The sequence below is a fragment of the Kitasatospora sp. NPDC056731 genome (assembly GCF_040687675.1).
Taxonomy (GTDB): domain Bacteria; phylum Actinomycetota; class Actinomycetes; order Streptomycetales; family Streptomycetaceae; genus Kitasatospora.
On sequence record NZ_JBFBNR010000054.1, the window covers coordinates 1 to 16628 of the forward strand.

Annotated in this window: 17 protein-coding genes; 7 read left to right on the top strand and 10 right to left on the bottom strand. The window is 75.1% G+C overall.

Translation table 11 applies throughout. The features are described from left to right. Positions 1 to 140 precede the first annotated feature (140 nt). From AB0R04_RS33905 to AB0R04_RS33925, 5 genes are all read right to left on the bottom strand, one after another. Positions 141 to 284, bottom strand: coding sequence for a DUF6126 family protein (locus tag AB0R04_RS33905; protein WP_363377432.1), 144 nt, complete (start codon positions 282 to 284; stop codon positions 141 to 143). Between the two features lie 143 nt (positions 285 to 427). Next, positions 428 to 772, bottom strand: coding sequence for a metalloregulator ArsR/SmtB family transcription factor (locus AB0R04_RS33910; RefSeq protein WP_063350638.1), 345 nt, complete (start codon positions 770 to 772; stop codon positions 428 to 430). 235 nt (positions 773 to 1007) lie between these two features. Further along, positions 1008 to 1478, bottom strand: a complete 471-nt coding sequence (locus AB0R04_RS33915; RefSeq protein WP_363377433.1) for a hypothetical protein — start codon at positions 1476 to 1478, stop codon at positions 1008 to 1010. A gap of 249 nt (positions 1479 to 1727) precedes the next feature. Further along, on the bottom strand, positions 1728 to 2945 hold the full coding sequence (locus AB0R04_RS33920; protein ID WP_363377434.1) for a glycoside hydrolase family 3 N-terminal domain-containing protein: 1218 nt from the start codon (positions 2943 to 2945) through the stop codon (positions 1728 to 1730). Between the two features lie 173 nt (positions 2946 to 3118). Continuing rightward, complete coding sequence (locus tag AB0R04_RS33925) at positions 3119 to 4639, bottom strand: PLP-dependent aminotransferase family protein (RefSeq protein WP_363377435.1); 1521 nt, start codon at positions 4637 to 4639, stop codon at positions 3119 to 3121. A gap of 28 nt (positions 4640 to 4667) precedes the next feature. Between AB0R04_RS33925 and AB0R04_RS33930 the strand changes: the two genes are divergently transcribed. After that, positions 4668 to 5537 carry an L-histidine N(alpha)-methyltransferase gene (locus tag AB0R04_RS33930; RefSeq protein ID WP_363377436.1) on the top strand — a complete coding sequence of 290 codons (870 nt, stop codon included), beginning with the start codon at positions 4668 to 4670 and terminating at the stop codon, positions 5535 to 5537. A gap of 39 nt (positions 5538 to 5576) precedes the next feature. Here AB0R04_RS33930 and AB0R04_RS33935 read toward each other — a convergent pair whose 3' ends face one another. After that, positions 5577 to 6080, bottom strand: coding sequence for a MarR family transcriptional regulator (locus tag AB0R04_RS33935; RefSeq protein ID WP_363377437.1), 504 nt, complete (start codon positions 6078 to 6080; stop codon positions 5577 to 5579). 111 nt (positions 6081 to 6191) lie between these two features. On the opposite strand from AB0R04_RS33935, the gene AB0R04_RS33940 reads away from it, so the two are divergent. The 3 genes from AB0R04_RS33940 (at position 6192) to AB0R04_RS33950 (ending at position 9632) form a co-directional block, all read left to right on the top strand. After that, on the top strand, positions 6192 to 7112 hold the full coding sequence (locus AB0R04_RS33940) for an EamA family transporter (protein WP_363377438.1): 921 nt from the start codon (positions 6192 to 6194) through the stop codon (positions 7110 to 7112). 87 nt (positions 7113 to 7199) lie between these two features. Beyond that, positions 7200 to 7841 (top strand): NAD(P)H-binding protein, encoded by a 642-nt coding sequence (locus AB0R04_RS33945; RefSeq protein ID WP_363377440.1) that lies wholly within the window; start codon positions 7200 to 7202, stop codon positions 7839 to 7841. A gap of 156 nt (positions 7842 to 7997) precedes the next feature. Beyond that, complete coding sequence (locus AB0R04_RS33950; protein ID WP_363377441.1) at positions 7998 to 9632, top strand: alpha/beta hydrolase; 1635 nt, start codon at positions 7998 to 8000, stop codon at positions 9630 to 9632. 61 nt (positions 9633 to 9693) lie between these two features. On the opposite strand, the gene AB0R04_RS33955 is transcribed toward AB0R04_RS33950, so the two are convergent. After that, complete coding sequence (locus AB0R04_RS33955) at positions 9694 to 9969, bottom strand: hypothetical protein (protein WP_363377442.1); 276 nt, start codon at positions 9967 to 9969, stop codon at positions 9694 to 9696. A 33-nt stretch (positions 9970 to 10002) separates the two neighbouring features. Beyond that, positions 10003 to 10341: a hypothetical protein gene (locus tag AB0R04_RS33960; protein ID WP_363377443.1), complete on the bottom strand. Its 339-nt coding sequence runs from the start codon at positions 10339 to 10341 to the stop codon at positions 10003 to 10005. A gap of 729 nt (positions 10342 to 11070) precedes the next feature. Between AB0R04_RS33960 and AB0R04_RS33965 the strand changes: the two genes are divergently transcribed. Further along, positions 11071 to 12510, top strand: a complete 1440-nt coding sequence (locus AB0R04_RS33965) for a lytic murein transglycosylase (protein ID WP_363377444.1) — start codon at positions 11071 to 11073, stop codon at positions 12508 to 12510. 104 nt (positions 12511 to 12614) lie between these two features. Here AB0R04_RS33965 and AB0R04_RS33970 read toward each other — a convergent pair whose 3' ends face one another. Further along, complete coding sequence (locus AB0R04_RS33970; protein WP_363377445.1) at positions 12615 to 13148, bottom strand: MarR family transcriptional regulator; 534 nt, start codon at positions 13146 to 13148, stop codon at positions 12615 to 12617. Positions 13149 to 13243: 95 nt separating this feature from the next. Here AB0R04_RS33970 and AB0R04_RS33975 point away from each other — a divergent pair, with 95 nt between their 5' ends. Then, the gene (locus AB0R04_RS33975) at positions 13244 to 14170 is read left to right on the top strand and encodes an ABC transporter ATP-binding protein (RefSeq protein ID WP_063350628.1); all 927 of its coding nucleotides are present in this window, start codon (positions 13244 to 13246) and stop codon (positions 14168 to 14170) included. Continuing rightward, positions 14167 to 15828 carry an ABC transporter permease gene (locus AB0R04_RS33980; RefSeq protein ID WP_363377447.1) on the top strand — a complete coding sequence of 554 codons (1662 nt, stop codon included), beginning with the start codon at positions 14167 to 14169 and terminating at the stop codon, positions 15826 to 15828. The genes AB0R04_RS33975 and AB0R04_RS33980 overlap by 4 nt, the downstream gene beginning before the upstream one ends. 50 nt (positions 15829 to 15878) lie before the next feature. On the opposite strand, the gene AB0R04_RS33985 is transcribed toward AB0R04_RS33980, so the two are convergent. Then, positions 15879 to 16466, bottom strand: coding sequence for a TerD family protein (locus tag AB0R04_RS33985; protein WP_363377448.1), 588 nt, complete (start codon positions 16464 to 16466; stop codon positions 15879 to 15881). Positions 16467 to 16628: the final 162 nt, after the last annotated feature.

The following is a 16628-nucleotide window of genomic DNA, read 5'->3' on the forward strand; positions in this document are numbered from 1 at the left end:
GTCGCCGATACTCCGCATGGACTCCCTCCTCCGCCTTGCGATGCACGCACTCCGACGCCGCGCGCTGATCCGACGTGATCCGAAAGAGAGCCCCTGGGCCCTGTCCGGCCGATCCTGGCCGGACAGGACGCAGGAGGTGCCTACTTGCGGCCGCCGAGCGCGAACAGCAGCAGCACGAAGCCGGCGAACAGGTGCGTGGCGAAGATGTAGATGCCCGCCCGGATGAGCATGGCCTTGCGTCGGCGCTTCTCCTCGCGCGCGCCGTCGCTCGTGCTCTCGCTCATGGCGGGGGTTCTCCTCGGGTCGGCCGGCCGGGTCGGGCGCGGGTTCAGCGGGCCCGACGGGCTCGAAGGGTTCAACGGGCTCGAAGGGCTCGAAGGGCTCGACACGCTCGACACGCTCGACCGGCCCGAGGGCCTCGGCGGGCTCAACGGTGCGGCCGGCCGCCGGGCTCGCGCAGTTCGGTGAGCAGCGCGCCCTGGTCGGTGATCAGCTCGGTCAGGATCCGGCGCGCGGCCCGCAGCAGCTCGGCCACGTCCGGGGTGCTGAGCGCGTACACCACGGTGTTGCCCTCGCGGGTGGCGGCGACCAGTTGGGTACGGCGCAGCACCGCGAGCTGCTGGGAGAGGTTGGAGGGCTCGACCTCGATCTCGGCCAGCAGCTCGCGCACCGGCCGGGGCCCGTCCTGGAGCAGTTCCAGCACCCGGATCCGGACCGGGTGGCCGAGGGTGCGGAAGAACTCCGCCTTGGCCTGGTACAGCGGGACGGGCATGGTCCGCGTCCCTCCCTCGGGTACGGCTCGGCGGGCGTGCGGCCGCGTCCTCACCGGCGGCCGGCAAGCATCATCGCCACAGATGAAGATTTCTTCAAGTCGTCACAGTGGGCGCCCGGCCCGCCGGGGCCGCCCCCGAGTGGTCCACGTCACATCCGGAGGGCGCGCGGGAACGCTGGAAGCCGAGCCCGGGATGCTGCCAACTCCCGGACTCGGCGCTCATGGTGAGGTTCCGTCAGCAGCCTACAGGTACATCCACCTCGACCGGGGCCGGCCCCCGCGAGATCGACTCGACCGCGAAGGTCGCGTGGAGGGTCGAACCGCACGGCACGGTGACGCTGATGCCGTCGACCCGCACGGTGGCGGCCGTGAACACGGCGCGCACGCTCGCCGAGCCGAGCGACTCGCCGCCGACCACCCCGGCCGACAGGCGGGTGAGCAGTTCCTGCGGCCTCGGCGGCCACGGGGTGTCCGGGGTGGGCGGACCGGCCAGGCCGATCTGCCCGTACAGCACGACGCTGCCGCCGGTGACCTCGGCGCAGACCTTGGTCGACAGCCCGGCCTGCAGGCCGTTGTAGCCGCAGGTCGTCACCGTGGCGGCGGTCTCGGCGGCGCCACTGGTCGGCACGGCGAGCGCCGGCACCGGCGCCGCGAGCAGGGCGACGGCACCGGCCGCGCCCGAGGCGATCCGGGTGATGCGGTTCATTGCCTCCTCCTTCGGAGGGTACGAGGAACGATCAGAACAGGTGAGGTCACATGTGACATTTCACATGTGCCATGACGAGACTTTGCCATACGATTCCCATGCGATGACCGGGATTCTGCCTTCGAACTGCCGAGCAGACCGAAACCAGACCTTTGATGGCGTAATCCCACCCCGGAGGGTCGGGCTCCGCGCACCTGCCGCCGCCGGCCTCCCCGGCGCCCGGCGCGGGGCCGGCCGACCGGTGGCGGCTCAGCCCAGCGAGGCCCGCAGGGCGTCGACCCGGGTGACGGCAGCCGCGAAGGCGGCGCGGTCGAGCCGGCCGGAGTCCAGGGCGTCGGCGAGGGCCGTGGTGGCGTCCTCGGCCTGCTGCGGGTCGCGGGCGGAGCAGAGGATCAGGTCCATCCCGGCCTCGGCGGCGGCCACCGCGCGGTCGCCGGGGCCGCCGTACAGCGCGAGGGCCTCGGCCTCCAGGGCGTCGGTGACGGTGACGCCCCGGAAGCCCAGGCGGCCGCGCAGCTCGCCCTCGACCACGGCGGGCGACATCCCGGCCGGGCGGTCCGGGTCGAGCGCCGGGTAGACCGCCCAGGAGGCCATCACCAGCCGGACGCCCGCCGCGATGGCCGCCCGGTAGGGCTCCTCACCGCGGGTACGCAGCTCGTCCAGCGGCACGGACAGGGTGACGGGGCGGTCATCGGTGTTCTCGCCGTTGACGGCCGAGCCCAGCCCGGGGAAGTGCTTGGCGGTGGCGGCGACGCCCAGGCCCTGCTGGGCGGCGAGGAAGGCGCTGCCCAACTCGCCGACGCCGGCGGGGTCCTGACCGTAGGAGCGCTCATGGCGGTCGATGAAGTTGCCCGGGGTGTCGTAGACGTCCAGCACCGGCGCGAGGTTCACGTTGAGCCCCGCGTCCGCGAGCGTCCCGGCGGCGCCGACCCCGGCGCGGCCCGCCGCGCCGAGCGGGTCGGGCGCCGATCCGGTCCGGCGGGCGGAGAGTTCGGGCGCGCCGGGCAGGCGGCGCACCTTGCCGCCTTCCTGGTCGGTCATCAGCAACAGCCCCTCGGGCACCGGCGACTGCGCCGCCGCCTGCCGCAACTGACCGACGGCCTCGGCGAGTTGCGCCGGGCTCGTGACATTCTCGGCGAACAGGATGACCCCGGCCGCCCGCCCCTCCCGGATCGTCTGCAGCACGCCCGGCGGCGGTGTCGGACCAGCGTAGGAGAGTACGATCCGGCGCCCCGCGAGCTGCCGCGCGTCCTGATCGGCCATCTCCGCCGCCACCGTCCCCTCACCCGGGGCACTGACCCGCCCCGGTATCGACCCCGGTATCGACTCCGGCGCGGACACCGGTACGGACACCGGTACGGACACCGGTACGGACGCCGACACCGACCCGGCCGGAACCGGCCCGAGCGTGGCCGCCAACACCACCAGCATCGCGCCGAACTGGACGGTGCGCCGAAGCACGGCCATCACGCCTCCCTGAGGTCGGCAGCGGGATACGGCCCGTCAAGGCATCCAAGCCTGTCAAGGCACCCGAGCCCGTCGCCACCATAGCCCGGACCCCGGAGGAGCACACCCGCGCCCGAGCGGACGGGGGACCCGGGCGCCGGACGCCCTCAGACCTCAGAGCTCAACCCTCAGCCCTACCGGCGCAGCAACCGCCCCAGGACGGCGATCCCCTCCGCGATCTCCCCCGGCGCACCCGCCGCGTAGCCGAGCACCAGCCCCGGCGGGTACGGCAGGCGCGCGTGCCAGGACAGCGGCTGCACCTTGACGCCCTCGGCGAGCGCCGCCGTGGCCAGTTCGGTGTCCGTGCAGCGGACCCCGGGCGGCAGGGTGAGCATCAGGTGCAGGCCGGCCGCCGCGCCGTGGACGGTGGCGCCGGGGAGGTGGGCGTGGACGGCGGCGATCATCGCGTCCCGTCGGCGGCGGTGGCGGTGGCGCAACAGCCGCAGGTGGCGGTCGAGTTCGCCGGACTCCATCAGCCGGGCCAGCACCAGCTGCGGCAGCACCGGGTTGCCCAGGTCGGCGAACCGCTTGGCCTCCAGGACGGCCTCGCGCAGCCGCGGCGGCACCAGCAGCCAGCCGGTGCGCAGCGCGGGGGCGAGCAGCTTGGAGATGCTGCCCGCGTAGCAGACCTGCTCCGGCAGGGCGGCGCGCAGCGCGGGGACGGGCGGGCGGTCGTAGCGGTGCTCGGCGTCGTAGTCGTCCTCGATGACCAGGCCGCCCTCGCCCGCCCAGCGCAGCAGTTCGCGCCGCCGCTCGCCGCCGAGGACGACCCCGGTCGGGTACTGGTGGGCCGGGGTGAGCAGGACGGCCGGGGCGCCGGTGGCGCGCAGCGCGTCGACCCGGACGCCCTCGGCGTCGACCGGGACGGGCGGGGTCGCGGCGAGCCAGTGGGCGAGGTGCTGGCGGGCGCCGAGCGAGCCCGGGTCCTCGACGGCGACCTCGGTGACGCCCACCCGGCCGAGGGCCCGGCCGAGCAGGGCGAGGGCCTGGGCCGTCCCGGCGACGATCAGCACCTCGTCCGGGTCGGCGCGGATGCCCCGGTTGCGGGCCAGCCAGTGGGCGACGGCCCGGCGCAGTGCGGGGGTGCCGCGGACGTCGCCGTAGCCGAGGTCGGCGGCGGCGAGGCCGTCGAGGACGGCGCGTTCGGCGCGCAGCCAGGCGGTGCGGGGGAAGGCGGCGAGGTCGGGCACGCCGGGCGTGAGGTCGATCCGGGCGGGCGTGCCGCGCAGCAGGTCGAACACCTCGGGGTCGGGGTCGGCGTGGAACAGGACGGGCTCCGGCCGGGCGCGCGGCGGGGCCGGGGATGTGGCTGACAACGGGGATACGGCCGACAACGGGGGCGCGGGCGGCGCCGGAACCGCGACGACGACGGTGCCGCCCCTGCCCCGGCCGGCGATCTGGCCCTCCTCGGCGAGGCGCCGGTAGGCGTCGGTCACCACTCCCCGGGAGACGCCGAGTTCGGCCGCCAGCCCCCGGGTGGCGGGCAGCCTGCTGCCCGTGGGGAGGCGGCCGTCGGCGATGGCCTCGCGCAGTCGGCGGGCGAGCCAGCCGGTCAGGCCGCCGGGCGGGGCGTCGGCGGTGTCGAGCTGGAGGAAGTCGGCGCCCGGGTCCGCCTGTTTGGACCTGTCGTCCAGCGCTTCTTTGGACCTGTTCACCGGGCCATTGTGGCGTGAGGGTGGGGCCATGACCACGGAAACGGCACCACTGAACGACCGGCAGGACGCCGAAGGCCCCGGCCATAACTACGCCCCCGGCTACGTCCACGGCTACTCGGAGACCGAGGCGCAACGGCTCGGCGACCAGGCGGACACCCTCGCCGAGCTGCTGCACGCGGGCACCGCGTACCCGGCGGGCAGCCGGGTGCTGGAGGCCGGCTGCGGGGTGGGGGCGCAGACCGCGCACCTGCTGGCCGCCAGTCCCGGCGTGCTGCTGACGGCGGTGGACGTCTCGGCCGAGTCGCTGGCGCAGGCCCGGGCCCGGGTGGCGGCCGAGGCGCCCACCGCGCGGGTCACCTGGCACCACGGCGACCTGCACCGACTCCCCTTCCCGGACGGCGCGTTCGACCACGTCTTCGTGTGCTTCGTGCTGGAGCACCTGGCCGATCCGGTGGCCGCGTTGACCGCGCTGCGGCGGGTGCTGCGGCCGGGCGGCACGATCACGGTGATCGAGGGCGACCACGGCTCGGCCTTCTTCCACCCGCAGGGCCCGGCGGCCCGCGCCACGGTCGACCTGCTGGTGCGGCTCCAGGCGGCGGCGGGCGGCGACGCCCTGCTCGGGCGCCGCCTGTACCCGCTCCTGGCGGAGGCCGGCTTCCGGGGCGTGGCCGTCCACCCCCGCACCGTCCACGCCGACGGCGCCCGCCCCGCCCTGGTCGAGGGCTTCACCCGGCGCACCTTCGTCGCGATGGTCGAGGCCGTCCGCACCGAGGCGCTGGCCGCCGGTCTGACCACCCCCGACGCCTTCGACCACGGCATCGCCGAACTGCGCCGCACGGCCGAGCCGGGCGGGACGTTCCACTACACCTTCTTCAAGGCGGTGGCGGTCAACCCGTAGGCCGGTCGGGCGGGGAGGTCCGCCCGCCTGCCCTCCCGCTCACTCCGGGCTGTCGCCGAGGGCGGCCAGGAGGGTGCGCATGGCGTCGACGAGCGCGGCGGTCCGGGGGGCGTCGAGGCCGGCGAGGAGGAGCCGCTCGGTGGCGAGGTGGTCGGGGAGGGCGCGGTCGATCAGGGCGTGGCCCTCGGGGGTGAGCCCGACCACGCGGCTGCGGCCGTCCTGGTCACTCTGGGTGCGGGTGACCAGGCCGCGGGCCTCCAGGCGGTCGAGGCGCTGGGTGATGGCGCCGGAGGTGACCATGGCGGACTGCATCAGTCCGGTGGGGGTGAGGCGGTAGGGCGGGCCGCTGCGCTTGAGGGTGGCGAGGACGTCGAAGGAGGCGGCGTCCAGGCCGTGTTCGCCGAAGGTCCGGTTGAGCTCCGCGTCCATCAGGCGGTAGAGGCGCTTGAGTCGGCCGATCACCTCCATCGGGGAGACGTCCAGGTCGGGGCGCTCGACGGCCCATTGCGCGACTACTCGGTCCACATGATCTGCATCTGCCACAGGTTCAGGGTAGGGGATTCCGCCGGGATTCCTTAGCGATGAGGTAACTGTGAGCCACGTCACCCCGCCAAAGCGGTGAGAGATGCCTTAGCGCTGAGATACATTTGCTTAGTGCTAAGAAATCGCCTCGGAATCGTGCTGGTGACGGCGATAGCCCCCGCCGTCTGGGGGTCGACGTACATCGTCACCACCGAACTGCTCCCGCCCCACCGTCCACTCCTCGCGGCCGTCCTCCGGGCCCTGCCCGCAGGACTGCTGCTGATCGCCGTCACCCGCCGGCTGCCGAAGGGCAGCTGGTGGTGGCGCGCACTGGTCCTCGGCGCGCTGAACATCGGCGCCTTCCTCGCCCTCCTCTTCATCGCCGCCTACCGCCTCCCCGGCGGGGTCGCCGCCACCGTCGGCGCCGTCCAGCCGCTGATCACCGCCGGACTCTCGGCCGCACTGCTCGGCGACCGGCTCACACCGCGGACGGTGATCTGCGGCATCGCGGGGATCGCGGGCGTCAGCCTGCTGGTCCTGCGGGCCAACGCCCAGCTGGACGCCATCGGCGTGGCCGCCGCACTCGCCGGCGCGGTCGTCATGGCCACCGGCGTCGTCCTCTCCAAGCGCTGGGTCTCCCCCGCCCCGCTGCTCGCCACCACCGGCTGGCAGCTCACCGCCGGCGGACTGCTGCTGGTGCCGGTCGCGCTGTTCGTCGAGGGCGCCCCGCCGTCCCACCTCACCGGCGGCAACCTGCTCGGCTACGGCTACCTCAGCCTGATCGGCGCGGCGCTCACGTACGCGCTCTGGTTCCGCGGGATCCGGGCACTGCCGCCGACCTCGGTCTCCTTCCTCTCGCTGCTCAGCCCGGTGGTCGCCACCGCGATCGGCTGGCTGGCCCTCGGGCAGGACCTCAGCCCGCTCCAGGCACTCGGGGCACTGATCGTCCTCGGCTCGCTGATCGCGGCCCAGACCCGGCGCCGCCCCGGCACCACCGCGCCCTCCGTACCCGCCGCCCCGACCGCCGCGCCAGCCGTCCGCGAGAACGCCTGACCCCGCCCCGCTCCCGCCGAACTCCCCTCCGCACTCCCCGATCCCCGTCCAGCAGCCGCTGACACCCACCGCACCAGGAGAACCTCCATGCACATCACCGTGTTCGGCGCCACCGGCAACGTCGGCAGCCGGGTGGTGACCGAGGCGCTCGCCCGCCACCACCGGATCACCGCCGTCCTGCGCGACCCCGCCAAACCGCACGGCCTGCCGGCCGCCGTCGCCCTCGGTGTCGGCGACGCCCGCAACCCCGAGGACGTCGCCCGCCTCGCCGCCGGGCAGGACCTGGTGATCACCGCCACCCGCCCGGCGCCCGGCAGCGAGCACGAGCTGTCCGCCGCCACCCGGGGCCTGCTGGCCGGCCTCGCCGGAACGGGCGTGCGCCTGATGGCCGTCGGCGGCGCGGGCAGCCTCACCCTCCCCGGCCGCGGCGGGACGGCCCTCGCCGACGACCCCGGCTTCCCCGCCGAGCTCCGGCCGATCGCCCGGGCCTGCCGCGAGCAGCTCGACCTCTACCGCGCCGCCGACCCGGACGTCGACTGGACCTACCTGAGCCCCGCCGCCCTGCTCGAACCCGGCGAGCGCACCGGCCGCTTCCGGCTCGGACGGGACGAACTGCTGGTGGACGCCGAGGGCGCCTCGGTGATCTCCATGGAGGACCTCGCCGTCGCCCTGCTCGACGAGGCCGAGCAGCCCGCACACCGCCGCACCCGCTTCACCGCCGCCTACTGACCCAGGGCGTGTTTCATCATTCCCGCCGGGCGCGCGACGCGAATGATGAAACACGCCCTGGGGCGATCCTCCGCGTCCGGGGTGTACCCAGCACCACCCCGGACACGGAACCCCGCATGATCGACCGTCAGGGCGGGCTCGGACAGGATCATTCCCGTGAACACCAACGCATCGAACACCACGGCCTCGCACACCATCACGCCGAGCACCACCGCGCCGAACACCACCGCCTCGCACACCCCGGCGGCCGGCGCCACCGCCTCCCGCACCCGGCGCGCCGCCGTGGCCGTCGTCGCCGCCGTCCTGGCCGGCCTCGCCGTGCCGGCCACCGCCAGCGCCGCCCCGGACGCCGGCCGGAACCCGGGCGACGCCGAGGTCGCCCCCGCCCGCTACACCCACCAGACCCTCGCCTGGCAGCCCTGCGCCAAGCAGCCGGCGCTGGACTGCGCCACCATGACCGCCCCGCGCGACTGGCACCACGCCGACGCCGGCGCCGACGTGACGATCGCCGTCTCCCGGCACCGCGCCGGCGACCCGGCCAAGCGCAAGGGCACGCTGCTGATGGCCGCCGGCGGCCCCGGCGCGTCGGGCCTGCTGCGCCCGGCGAACCTGGCCACGGCCGCCCCGGCCGTCGGCGCCGCGTACGACATCGTGGGCTTCGACCAGCGCGGGGTCGGCGAGAGCACCCGGGCCGTGTGCCAGACGCCGGAGGAGTTCCAGGACTTCCTGGCCGGCGACTTCCGCGACCAGTCCCCGGCGGCGATCGACCGGGTGGTCGCCAACTCCAAGAAGCTGGCCGCCAGTTGCCAGGAGCGCACGGGCGACCTGCTGCCCTACCTGAACACCGAGCAGACCGCCCACGACATCGACCTGTTCCGCGGCCTGCTCGGCGAGCAGAAGCTCAGCTACTTCGGCCCGTCCTACGCCTCGATGATCGGGGCCTACTACGGGACGCTCTTCCCGCACCGGGTCGAGCGGATGGTCCTGGACAGCAACATCGGCTTCGACGGCACCTGGGAGAAGTTCGAACTGGGCCAGCCGATGAGCTTCCAGCGCCGCTTCGACGAGGACTTCGTGCCGTGGCTGGCGGCCCGCGACGCCACCTACCACTGGGGCTCCACCCCCGAGGAGGTGCAGGCGCGCTGGGAGCAGCGGCGCGCCGCGCTGCACGACCGGCCCATCGTCGACGGCTCCCTGACGATCGGCCCGAACCAACTGGACAACGGCGCGATCAGCGCGATCTACGAGCGGGACACCTTCCCCTTCCTCGCCCAGGCCCTGACCGCCGTCGACGACTGGCAGGGGGCCGACCCCGCGGCCAAGACGATGGCCGGGCGGCTGTTCGGCCAGTACCTCAGCCCGGAGTTCCTCGCCGAGTACTTCTCGGTGACCTGCAACGACACCCCGTGGACCAAGGACATGGACACCTGGGTCCAGCGCGGCGCGGAGAACACCGCGCGCTATCCGCTGGCGGGCGCCCGCACGCTGGCCTTCAGCGCGGTCTGCGCGTCCTGGCCGACCGCGCCCGCCCCCAAGGTCAAGGTGACCGGCGCCCACCTGCCGACGGTGCTGATGCTCAACTCGGTGCACGACCCGGCGACGTACTACGAGGCGGCGCTCGGCGCGCACCGCGCGCTGCGCGGCTCCAAGCTGGTGACCGTCACCGGGAGCGGCGACCACGGCCAGTACCCCACCGCCAACTCCTGCGTCACGAACGTCGTCGAGAGCTACCTGCTGGGCGGCCGCGCCCCCGAGCGCGACCTCGTCTGCCCCACCCCGCAGGCGGGTTGACCCCGGACGCGACCTCGTCCGGCGGGCTGACCCCAGGGGCTCTGGGTCCGTACGGCGGCGGTCAGGCCCTCAGCCGCGACCGGAGCCAGGCGAAGGCGGCGGCGAGCCCGGCGAAGCCCCCGACGGCGAGCTTGATACCGGCCTTGGCGACGATCCAGCCGACCCAGGGGACGCTCCAGCCCAGCCAGTGGAAGACGGCCAGCAGGACGGCGGCGCCGCAGAGGGCGGCGAGCACCGTCACGGCCACGGCGGCGGCCCGCGAGAGCTCTCGCGGGCCGTCGCCCGTCGCGTCCTGCGACTGGTCGCCCGTCAGCTGCTTCGTGTCCCCATCACCCATGGGGATCATCCTACGGATTCCTCACCGGCTTCCTCACCGGCGGGCGCGATGGGTGTCGCCGAGGTGCTCGCCGGTCTCGTCGTCGGGGAAGCTGACGGCGAGGGTGACGCGGTACTCGTCCACGTCCTCGCGGTGCCCCGGCACCCGGGCCCAGGCGAGCGAGTGCACCTCGGCCCCGGGGGCCTGCCGACACCAGGCGGCGGCCTCCTCCAGTACGCGGGCGGCCGAACGCCCGGTGCACACCACGGCGGTGTACGCGGCGACGGCGAGGTCCCCGCCGCTGCGGGCGACCCGCGAGACCGCCCGGACGGCGGCCGCGGCCTGGGTCAGGTCGCGGGCCAGGTCGTCGACCACCCGAGGGGGGGTCGGCAAGACGACCGCTCCCTCGGCGACGGTCTCGGGCAGGTTCGCGCTCACAGTCCGGGCCTCCATCCGCATGGTCACGGGGCACAGCATGCCGGGCGGAGATTCCTGGCATGCCCTTTTCACCAGAACGTCACCCGTCCAGGGGCGAGTTGGGGCCGCCCCCTGGCGTCCGCACGCCCGCCCTGGTAGGGAAACGCCCACCCGGCGGCAGGCATCCACGCAGGTCAGGAGGGTCGACGGCGGGCGCCGCCGGGGAGCCCGGAACGACGCGCACGCACCACCCCCGCGCCCCGGACCGCCGGTCCGGGCCCCTGCACGCCCGGCCCACCACCGGCACGCCCCCGGTCAACTCCCTTGGCAGAAAGGGGAGATGCTGCCGACACCCGACCCGGACACCCCTCCGGCGCCGCCACCGGGCCTGCGGACGGAACCTGCGGGGGACGCGCACGCACGCCAACTCGCTTACCCGGCAGGGCCGTCGGCCCGCCCGGCCGCGACGCGGATCCGGCCCCGACCCGGCCCCGAACCGAGCCCGAGCGGCAGTTCCCCCACCCCTGGTGACGTGCGGCTTGTGACGCCGGTGCCGGGCCGGGGCAACCTCCGGCCACCCCTGTCGCGTCAGATCGTCGTGATACTAATCGTTGCGACTGTGGGAGCCGCCGGCCGGCGGCAGGCACGATGACGGCGGTTCATCCGTTCCGGGAGGGCCGGAACGGCTACGGGGAGGGGCACGGTATGACGGCGAGGTTCGGCAAGGTGCAGGGCGGGCGCGGGCTGCGGCTCGGCAAGCGGGTCACGGGGACGGCTGCGGCCTTCACCGCACTCGCCGCGCTGACGGGCTCCCAGGTGACGGGCTTCGGGCTCGCCCCGGTCGCGGCCGCCGACGCCGTGACGGCGCCGGACACCGCCGGCTCACCGGCCGGTGGCGGCCCGACCGCCGGCGCCGGCAGCACCTTCGGCACCGGCCTCCCGGCCGACGGCGGCGGCACCGTCCAACTGCCGCAGCCGCCCGGCACGGTGCCCGGCGCGCCCACCGCCGGCCCCTTCGCCGCCACCGGCCCGGCCCTGCCCGCGACCGTGCTCGCCGCCTACCGCCAGGCCGAGGCCTCGGCCGCGCAGCGCTCGCCCGGCTGCCACCTGCCGTGGCAACTGCTGGCCGCGATCGGCCAGGTCGAGTCCGGCCAGGCCAACGGCGGCCAGGTGGACGCGGCGGGGACGACCCTCACCCCGATCCTCGGACCGGCCCTGGACGGCAACGGCTTCGCCGCGATACCCGACAGCGACGGCGGGCGCTACGACGGCGACGCGCGCTGGGACCGCGCCGTCGGACCGATGCAGTTCATCCCCTCCACCTGGGCGACCTGGGGCACGGACGCCAACGGCGACGGCAAGGCCGACCCGAACAACATCTTCGACGCCGCCGAGAGCGCCGCCCGCTACCTGTGCGCGGGCGGGCGCGACCTCGCCGACCCGGCGCAGCTCGACCGGGCGATCCTCAGCTACAACAACTCGGGCGAGTACCTGCGGACGGTCCGCAACTGGATGGCGCACTACGGCAGCGGCACCGTCACCACCGTGCCGAACCGCCCGGCCTCCTCGACCCCGCCGGCCTCGCTGCCCTCCCCGCTCCTGCCGCTCGCGCCGCTGCTGCCCCCGACCGGGACGACGCCGGGCGCCACCACCGGGACGCCGAGCGCCCCCGCGACCACCCCGACCCCGGGCGGGCAGCCCTCGCCGAGCGCGCAGCCGACCTCGCCGGCCCCGACGCAGTCGTCCTCCGCGCAGCCGACGACGGACCCGAGCACCACCCCGACGGGCACGCCCAGCACCTCGCCGCCGTCGACCGCGCCGGCCACGCCGTCCGGCACGCCGTCGACCACTCCGTCGGGCACCCCGTCCGGAACGCCGTCCGGCACCCCCACCACGACGCCGACCGGAACGCCCACCGGCTGCCCGAGCCCGACGGCCACGGCCACGACCACCCCGACGGGCAGCCCGTCCCCGACGGCCACCCCGACCGGAACGCCCACCGGCACCCCGGCCGCCCCCGGATGCGCCACGGCGACGCCGACCCCCGGCGGCACCCCCACCCCGGGCGGCACCCCCTCCTCCGCCGCCCCGAGCACGACCCCCAGCGCGGGCCTCTCCCCCTCGGCCGCCCCGCCGACCCGCTGACACCGCCTCATCCGCCGACGGCCCGCACCCCTGGTGCGGGCCGTCCGCGTTCCCCGCCCCGCCCGCTACGCTCCCGAGACCGAGACCGAGACCGAGGCCGAACCCTACGCCGGATCCGACCCGGCCCCGGCCCCCGGCAGCGCCCCCGGCCCCAGCCCCTCCCGGTGCACCCGCCACCGCGCGAGCATGCCGTGCAGTTCGTCCACCATGAACGCGAAGAAGGCCGCGCTCTCCCCCAGCCGCGCCCCCGCAACGGTGCCCGCGCCGACGGTGGCCTCGCCGTCCCTGAGCACCCGCACCCAGCGCAGCAGGTACTCGTCGCGCCGGGTCAGGGACTCGAACCAGACGTCGTTGAGCACCCGGTAGCGGTCGCGCCGCGAGCCCGGCTCGCGTTCCTTGGCGGCCAGGCCGATCTGGATGAGGTAGCGCATCCCGCCGGAGACTGCGGCCGGGCTGATCCGCAGCCGTTCGGAGAGCTCGGCGGAGGTCAGCACCCCGCTCTCCTCGGCCATCAGGCAGGAGAAGAGCCGGGACGGCATCCGGCCCATGCCCGCGGACGCCAGCTCGGCCGCGAACCGTTCGACGAAGTCCGACACCGCCTGCTCGTCGCGCCCCTGCTCCGCTTCCCGCTCCACCACGCGCGCCTTCCCCTCTCCGATGATCAACAACTCGACTGAACTTTAACGCCTTCCCAATATTCACGTTTTTCTGAAACTACGGTAGCTTCAGTAGCATGACGAAGGCAATCACCCTGACCGGCCTGCGCAAGACCTTCGGCCGGACCACCGCGCTGGACGGCCTCGACCTCACCGTCGAGACCGGCGAGGTGCACGGATTCCTGGGGCCCAACGGCGCCGGGAAGTCCACCGCCATCCGGGTGCTCCTCGGCCTGCTGCGCGCCGACGGCGGCAGCGCCCGACTGCTCGGCAAGGACCCCTGGCACGACGCCGTCGAACTGCACCGCCGCCTCGCCTACGTCCCCGGCGACGTCGAACTGTGGCCCAACCTCACCGGCGGCGAGGCCATCGACCTGCTCTCCCGGCTGCGCGGCCGGCTCGACCGCCGCCGCCGCGACGAGCTGATCGAGCGCTTCGACCTCGACCCCACCAAGAAGGGCCGCAGCTACTCCAAGGGCAACCGGCAGAAGGTCGCCATCGTCGCCGCGCTCGCCTCCGACGCCGAACTGCTGCTGCTCGACGAGCCGACCTCCGGCCTCGACCCGCTGATGGAGGTGGTCTTCCAGGACGTCGTCCTCCAGGCCCGGCGGCAGGGGCGGACCGTCCTGCTGTCCAGCCACATCCTGGACGAGGTGGAGAAGCTCGGCGACCGGGTCAGCATCATCCGCCACGGCCGGGTGGTGCAGACCGGCAGCCTCGGCGAACTGCGCCACCTCACCCGCACCACGGTCGAGGCCGAGACCCACCGCCCCGTCACCGGACTGGAGACGCTGGAGGGCGTGCACGCCGTCCGCACCGAGGGCGCCCGGGTGCACTTCGCCGTGGACGGCGCCCACCTGGACGCCGCCATCCGCCGCCTCGGCGAGGCCGGACTGCGCAGCCTGGTCAGCCACCCGCCCACGCTGGAGGAGCTGATGCTGCGCCACTACGGCGACGAGCTGGCCGCCAACGGGCACCCGCTCGACGGCGAGGCCGCCCGATGACCGCCACCACCACCGCGACCAGCGCGCCCGCCACGGCCCCGCGCCCGCCCCGCCCGCACACCACCCTGGCCGGCACGGCCACGCTGCTCCGCTTCGCCCTGCGCCGCGACCGGCTCCGCCTCTCCGCCTGGGTGCTCGGCCTCGGCCTGCTCACCCTCGCCAGCGCCAACAGCGTGCACACCCTCTACCCGACCGCCGCCGACCGCGCCTCGATCGCCCACGCCTCCGCCGGCTCAGCCGTCCTCGCCATGACCGGCCCCGGGCACTACCTGGCCGACTACACCTGGGGCGCCATGCTCGGCCACCGGCTGCTCGGCCTGCTGGCGGTGCTGGCCGGGCTGATGAGCGTGCTGACCGTCGCCCGGCACACCCGGGCCGAGGAGGAGAGCGGGCGGGCCGAGCTGGTCCGCTCCGCCGCCGTCGGCCGGCACGCCCAGCTCGCGGCCGCCCTGGGCGCCGCCGCCGTCGCCGACCTCGCGCTCGGCCTGCTGCTCGCCGCCGGGCTGCCCGCCCTCGGCGTCCCCGGGCTCGGCACCGGCGGCGCGCTGCTGTTCGGAGCCGCGACCACCACCGCCGGACTGCTGTTCGCGGCGGTCGCCGCCGTCGCCGTCCAGGTCACCGCGCACGCCCGGACGGCCTCCGGGCTGGCCCTCGCGGTGCTCGGCGCCGCCTACGCGGTGCGCGCGGCCGGGGACGCCGGGTCGAACGGGCTCTCCTGGGCCTCCCCGATCGGCTGGCTCCAGCGCAGCTACCCGTTCGTGGACGACCGCTGGTGGCCGCTGCTACCCGCACTCGCCCTGACCGTCGTCACCGGCGCGGCCGGCTTCGCGCTGAGCACCCGCCGGGACGTGGGCGCCGGCCTGCGCGCCGCCCGCCCGGGGCCGCCCACCGCCCGACCCTCCCTCGGCACGCCGCTCGGCCTCGCCCTGCGCCTGCACCGCGGCCTGCTGGGCGGCTTCGCGGTCGCGCTGCTGCTGCTCGGCGCGATGTACGGGTCACTGCTGGGCGGCGCCGACGCGATGGTCAAGGACGTCGACCAGCTGAAGGAGGCCCTCGCCCGGCTCGGCGGCCGCTCGCTCACCGACTCCTTCGCCGCGATGACCCTGCTGGTGGTGGCGGTGGTCGGCGCGGTCTACGCGGTGCTGGCGACGCTGCGCCCGCGCGCCGAGGAGAGCGCCGGGCGGGCCGAGCCGGTGCTGGCCACCGGGGTGTCCCGGTCCGGCTGGCTGGGCGGGCACCTGGCGGCGGCGCTGCTGGGCTCGACCGCGGTGCTGCTCGCGGCGGGGGTGGGCTTCGGCCTGGCCGGGGCGCTGTCCACCGGTGACGCCGGCGCGTTCCCGCGACTGCTCGGCGCGGCCCTGGCGTTCGCGCCCGCCCAGTGGGTGACGGTGGGTTTCGCCGCCGCCGTGTACGGCTGGCTGCCCCGGGCGACGCAGCTGGCCTGGCTGGTGCCGGCGTACGCGTTCGTGATCGGGTACCTGGGCCCGCTGCTGAAGCTCCCGGCGGTCCTGGAGCGGCTCTCCCCGTTCGGGCAGGTGCCCCGGCTCCCGGCGGCCGCCATGGACTGGACGCCGCTCGCGGCGCTCACCCTGGTCGCGGCCGCCCTGATCGCCCTGGCGCTGGCCGGGTTCCGGCGCCGCGACCTGGAAGTGCGCTGACATCAAGGCCCGCGACGGGGCCGGCCGCGGCGGGCCGGCCCCGGATCGGGTCACAGGTGCTTGACCAGCTCCGGCATCAGGTCCTGGAAGGTCCGCCCGCTGGCCGGCTGCCCGATCGCGGTCATCTGCCAACCGGTGGGCGTGCGCTGCACCTTGGCCATGATCTGCGCGGTGTACGGGCCGCCCCCGGTGAGCGTGTACCGGGCCAGTTCGGCGCCGGTCTGCTCGTCGACCAGCCGGCAGAAGGCCGCCTCGACCTCCTGGAAGGTCTGGCCGGTGAAGGAGTTGACGGTGAAGAGGATCTGGTCGACCTCGGCGGCCATCTTGGTCAGGTCGACGATGATCGACTCGTCGTCGGTCGCGTCGCCCGCGCCGCCGACCAGGTTGTCGCCGCTGTGCCGGACGGAACCGTCATTGCTGTTGAGGTGCTGGAAGAAGACCACGTCCACCGGCCGCCCCTGGGAGAACAGCACCGCCGAGGCGTCCAGGTCGATCTCCCGACCGGCGGCCAGCAGCTTGGCGAAGAAGCCCTTGGGCTGCGCGGCCTTCCAGCCCAGGCCCATCCGGACCACACTCAGCTGACCGCCGCCCGGCTTCTCCAGGCTGATCTTCTGCCCCTTGGCCAGCGAAACGCTCATCGTGCCCTCCTCGTCCCTGCCGCCGCTCCGTGCCGTGAATCTACAGCACTGTCGAACTTCTATGATCATCCGACCGACGCGCTCCCCGCACCCCTACCCCGCACTCCCCCCGCCGTCACCACCGGGGGCGGTCTGCACACTGTCAAGCGCCCCGGGGAGGAG

What these genes read in the sequence shown, in the direction of transcription:
- AB0R04_RS33985 (WP_363377448.1), bottom strand. Translation starts at nt 16,466, where the DNA reads ATGAGCGTTTCGCTGGCCAAGGGGCAGAAGATCAGCCTGGAGAAGCCG.
- AB0R04_RS33980 (WP_363377447.1), top strand. Translation starts at nt 14,167, where the DNA reads ATGACCGCCACCACCACCGCGACCAGCGCGCCCGCCACGGCCCCGCGC.
- AB0R04_RS33965 (WP_363377444.1), top strand. Translation starts at nt 11,071, where the DNA reads ATGACGGCGAGGTTCGGCAAGGTGCAGGGCGGGCGCGGGCTGCGGCTC.
- AB0R04_RS33975 (WP_063350628.1), top strand. Translation starts at nt 13,244, where the DNA reads ATGACGAAGGCAATCACCCTGACCGGCCTGCGCAAGACCTTCGGCCGG.
- AB0R04_RS33920 (WP_363377434.1), bottom strand. Translation starts at nt 2,945, where the DNA reads ATGGCCGTGCTTCGGCGCACCGTCCAGTTCGGCGCGATGCTGGTGGTG.
- AB0R04_RS33910 (WP_063350638.1), bottom strand. Translation starts at nt 772, where the DNA reads ATGCCCGTCCCGCTGTACCAGGCCAAGGCGGAGTTCTTCCGCACCCTC.
- AB0R04_RS33930 (WP_363377436.1), top strand. Translation starts at nt 4,668, where the DNA reads ATGACCACGGAAACGGCACCACTGAACGACCGGCAGGACGCCGAAGGC.
- AB0R04_RS33905 (WP_363377432.1), bottom strand. Translation starts at nt 284, where the DNA reads ATGAGCGAGAGCACGAGCGACGGCGCGCGCGAGGAGAAGCGCCGACGC.
- AB0R04_RS33945 (WP_363377440.1), top strand. Translation starts at nt 7,200, where the DNA reads ATGCACATCACCGTGTTCGGCGCCACCGGCAACGTCGGCAGCCGGGTG.
- AB0R04_RS33915 (WP_363377433.1), bottom strand. Translation starts at nt 1,478, where the DNA reads ATGAACCGCATCACCCGGATCGCCTCGGGCGCGGCCGGTGCCGTCGCC.
- AB0R04_RS33955 (WP_363377442.1), bottom strand. Translation starts at nt 9,969, where the DNA reads ATGGGTGATGGGGACACGAAGCAGCTGACGGGCGACCAGTCGCAGGAC.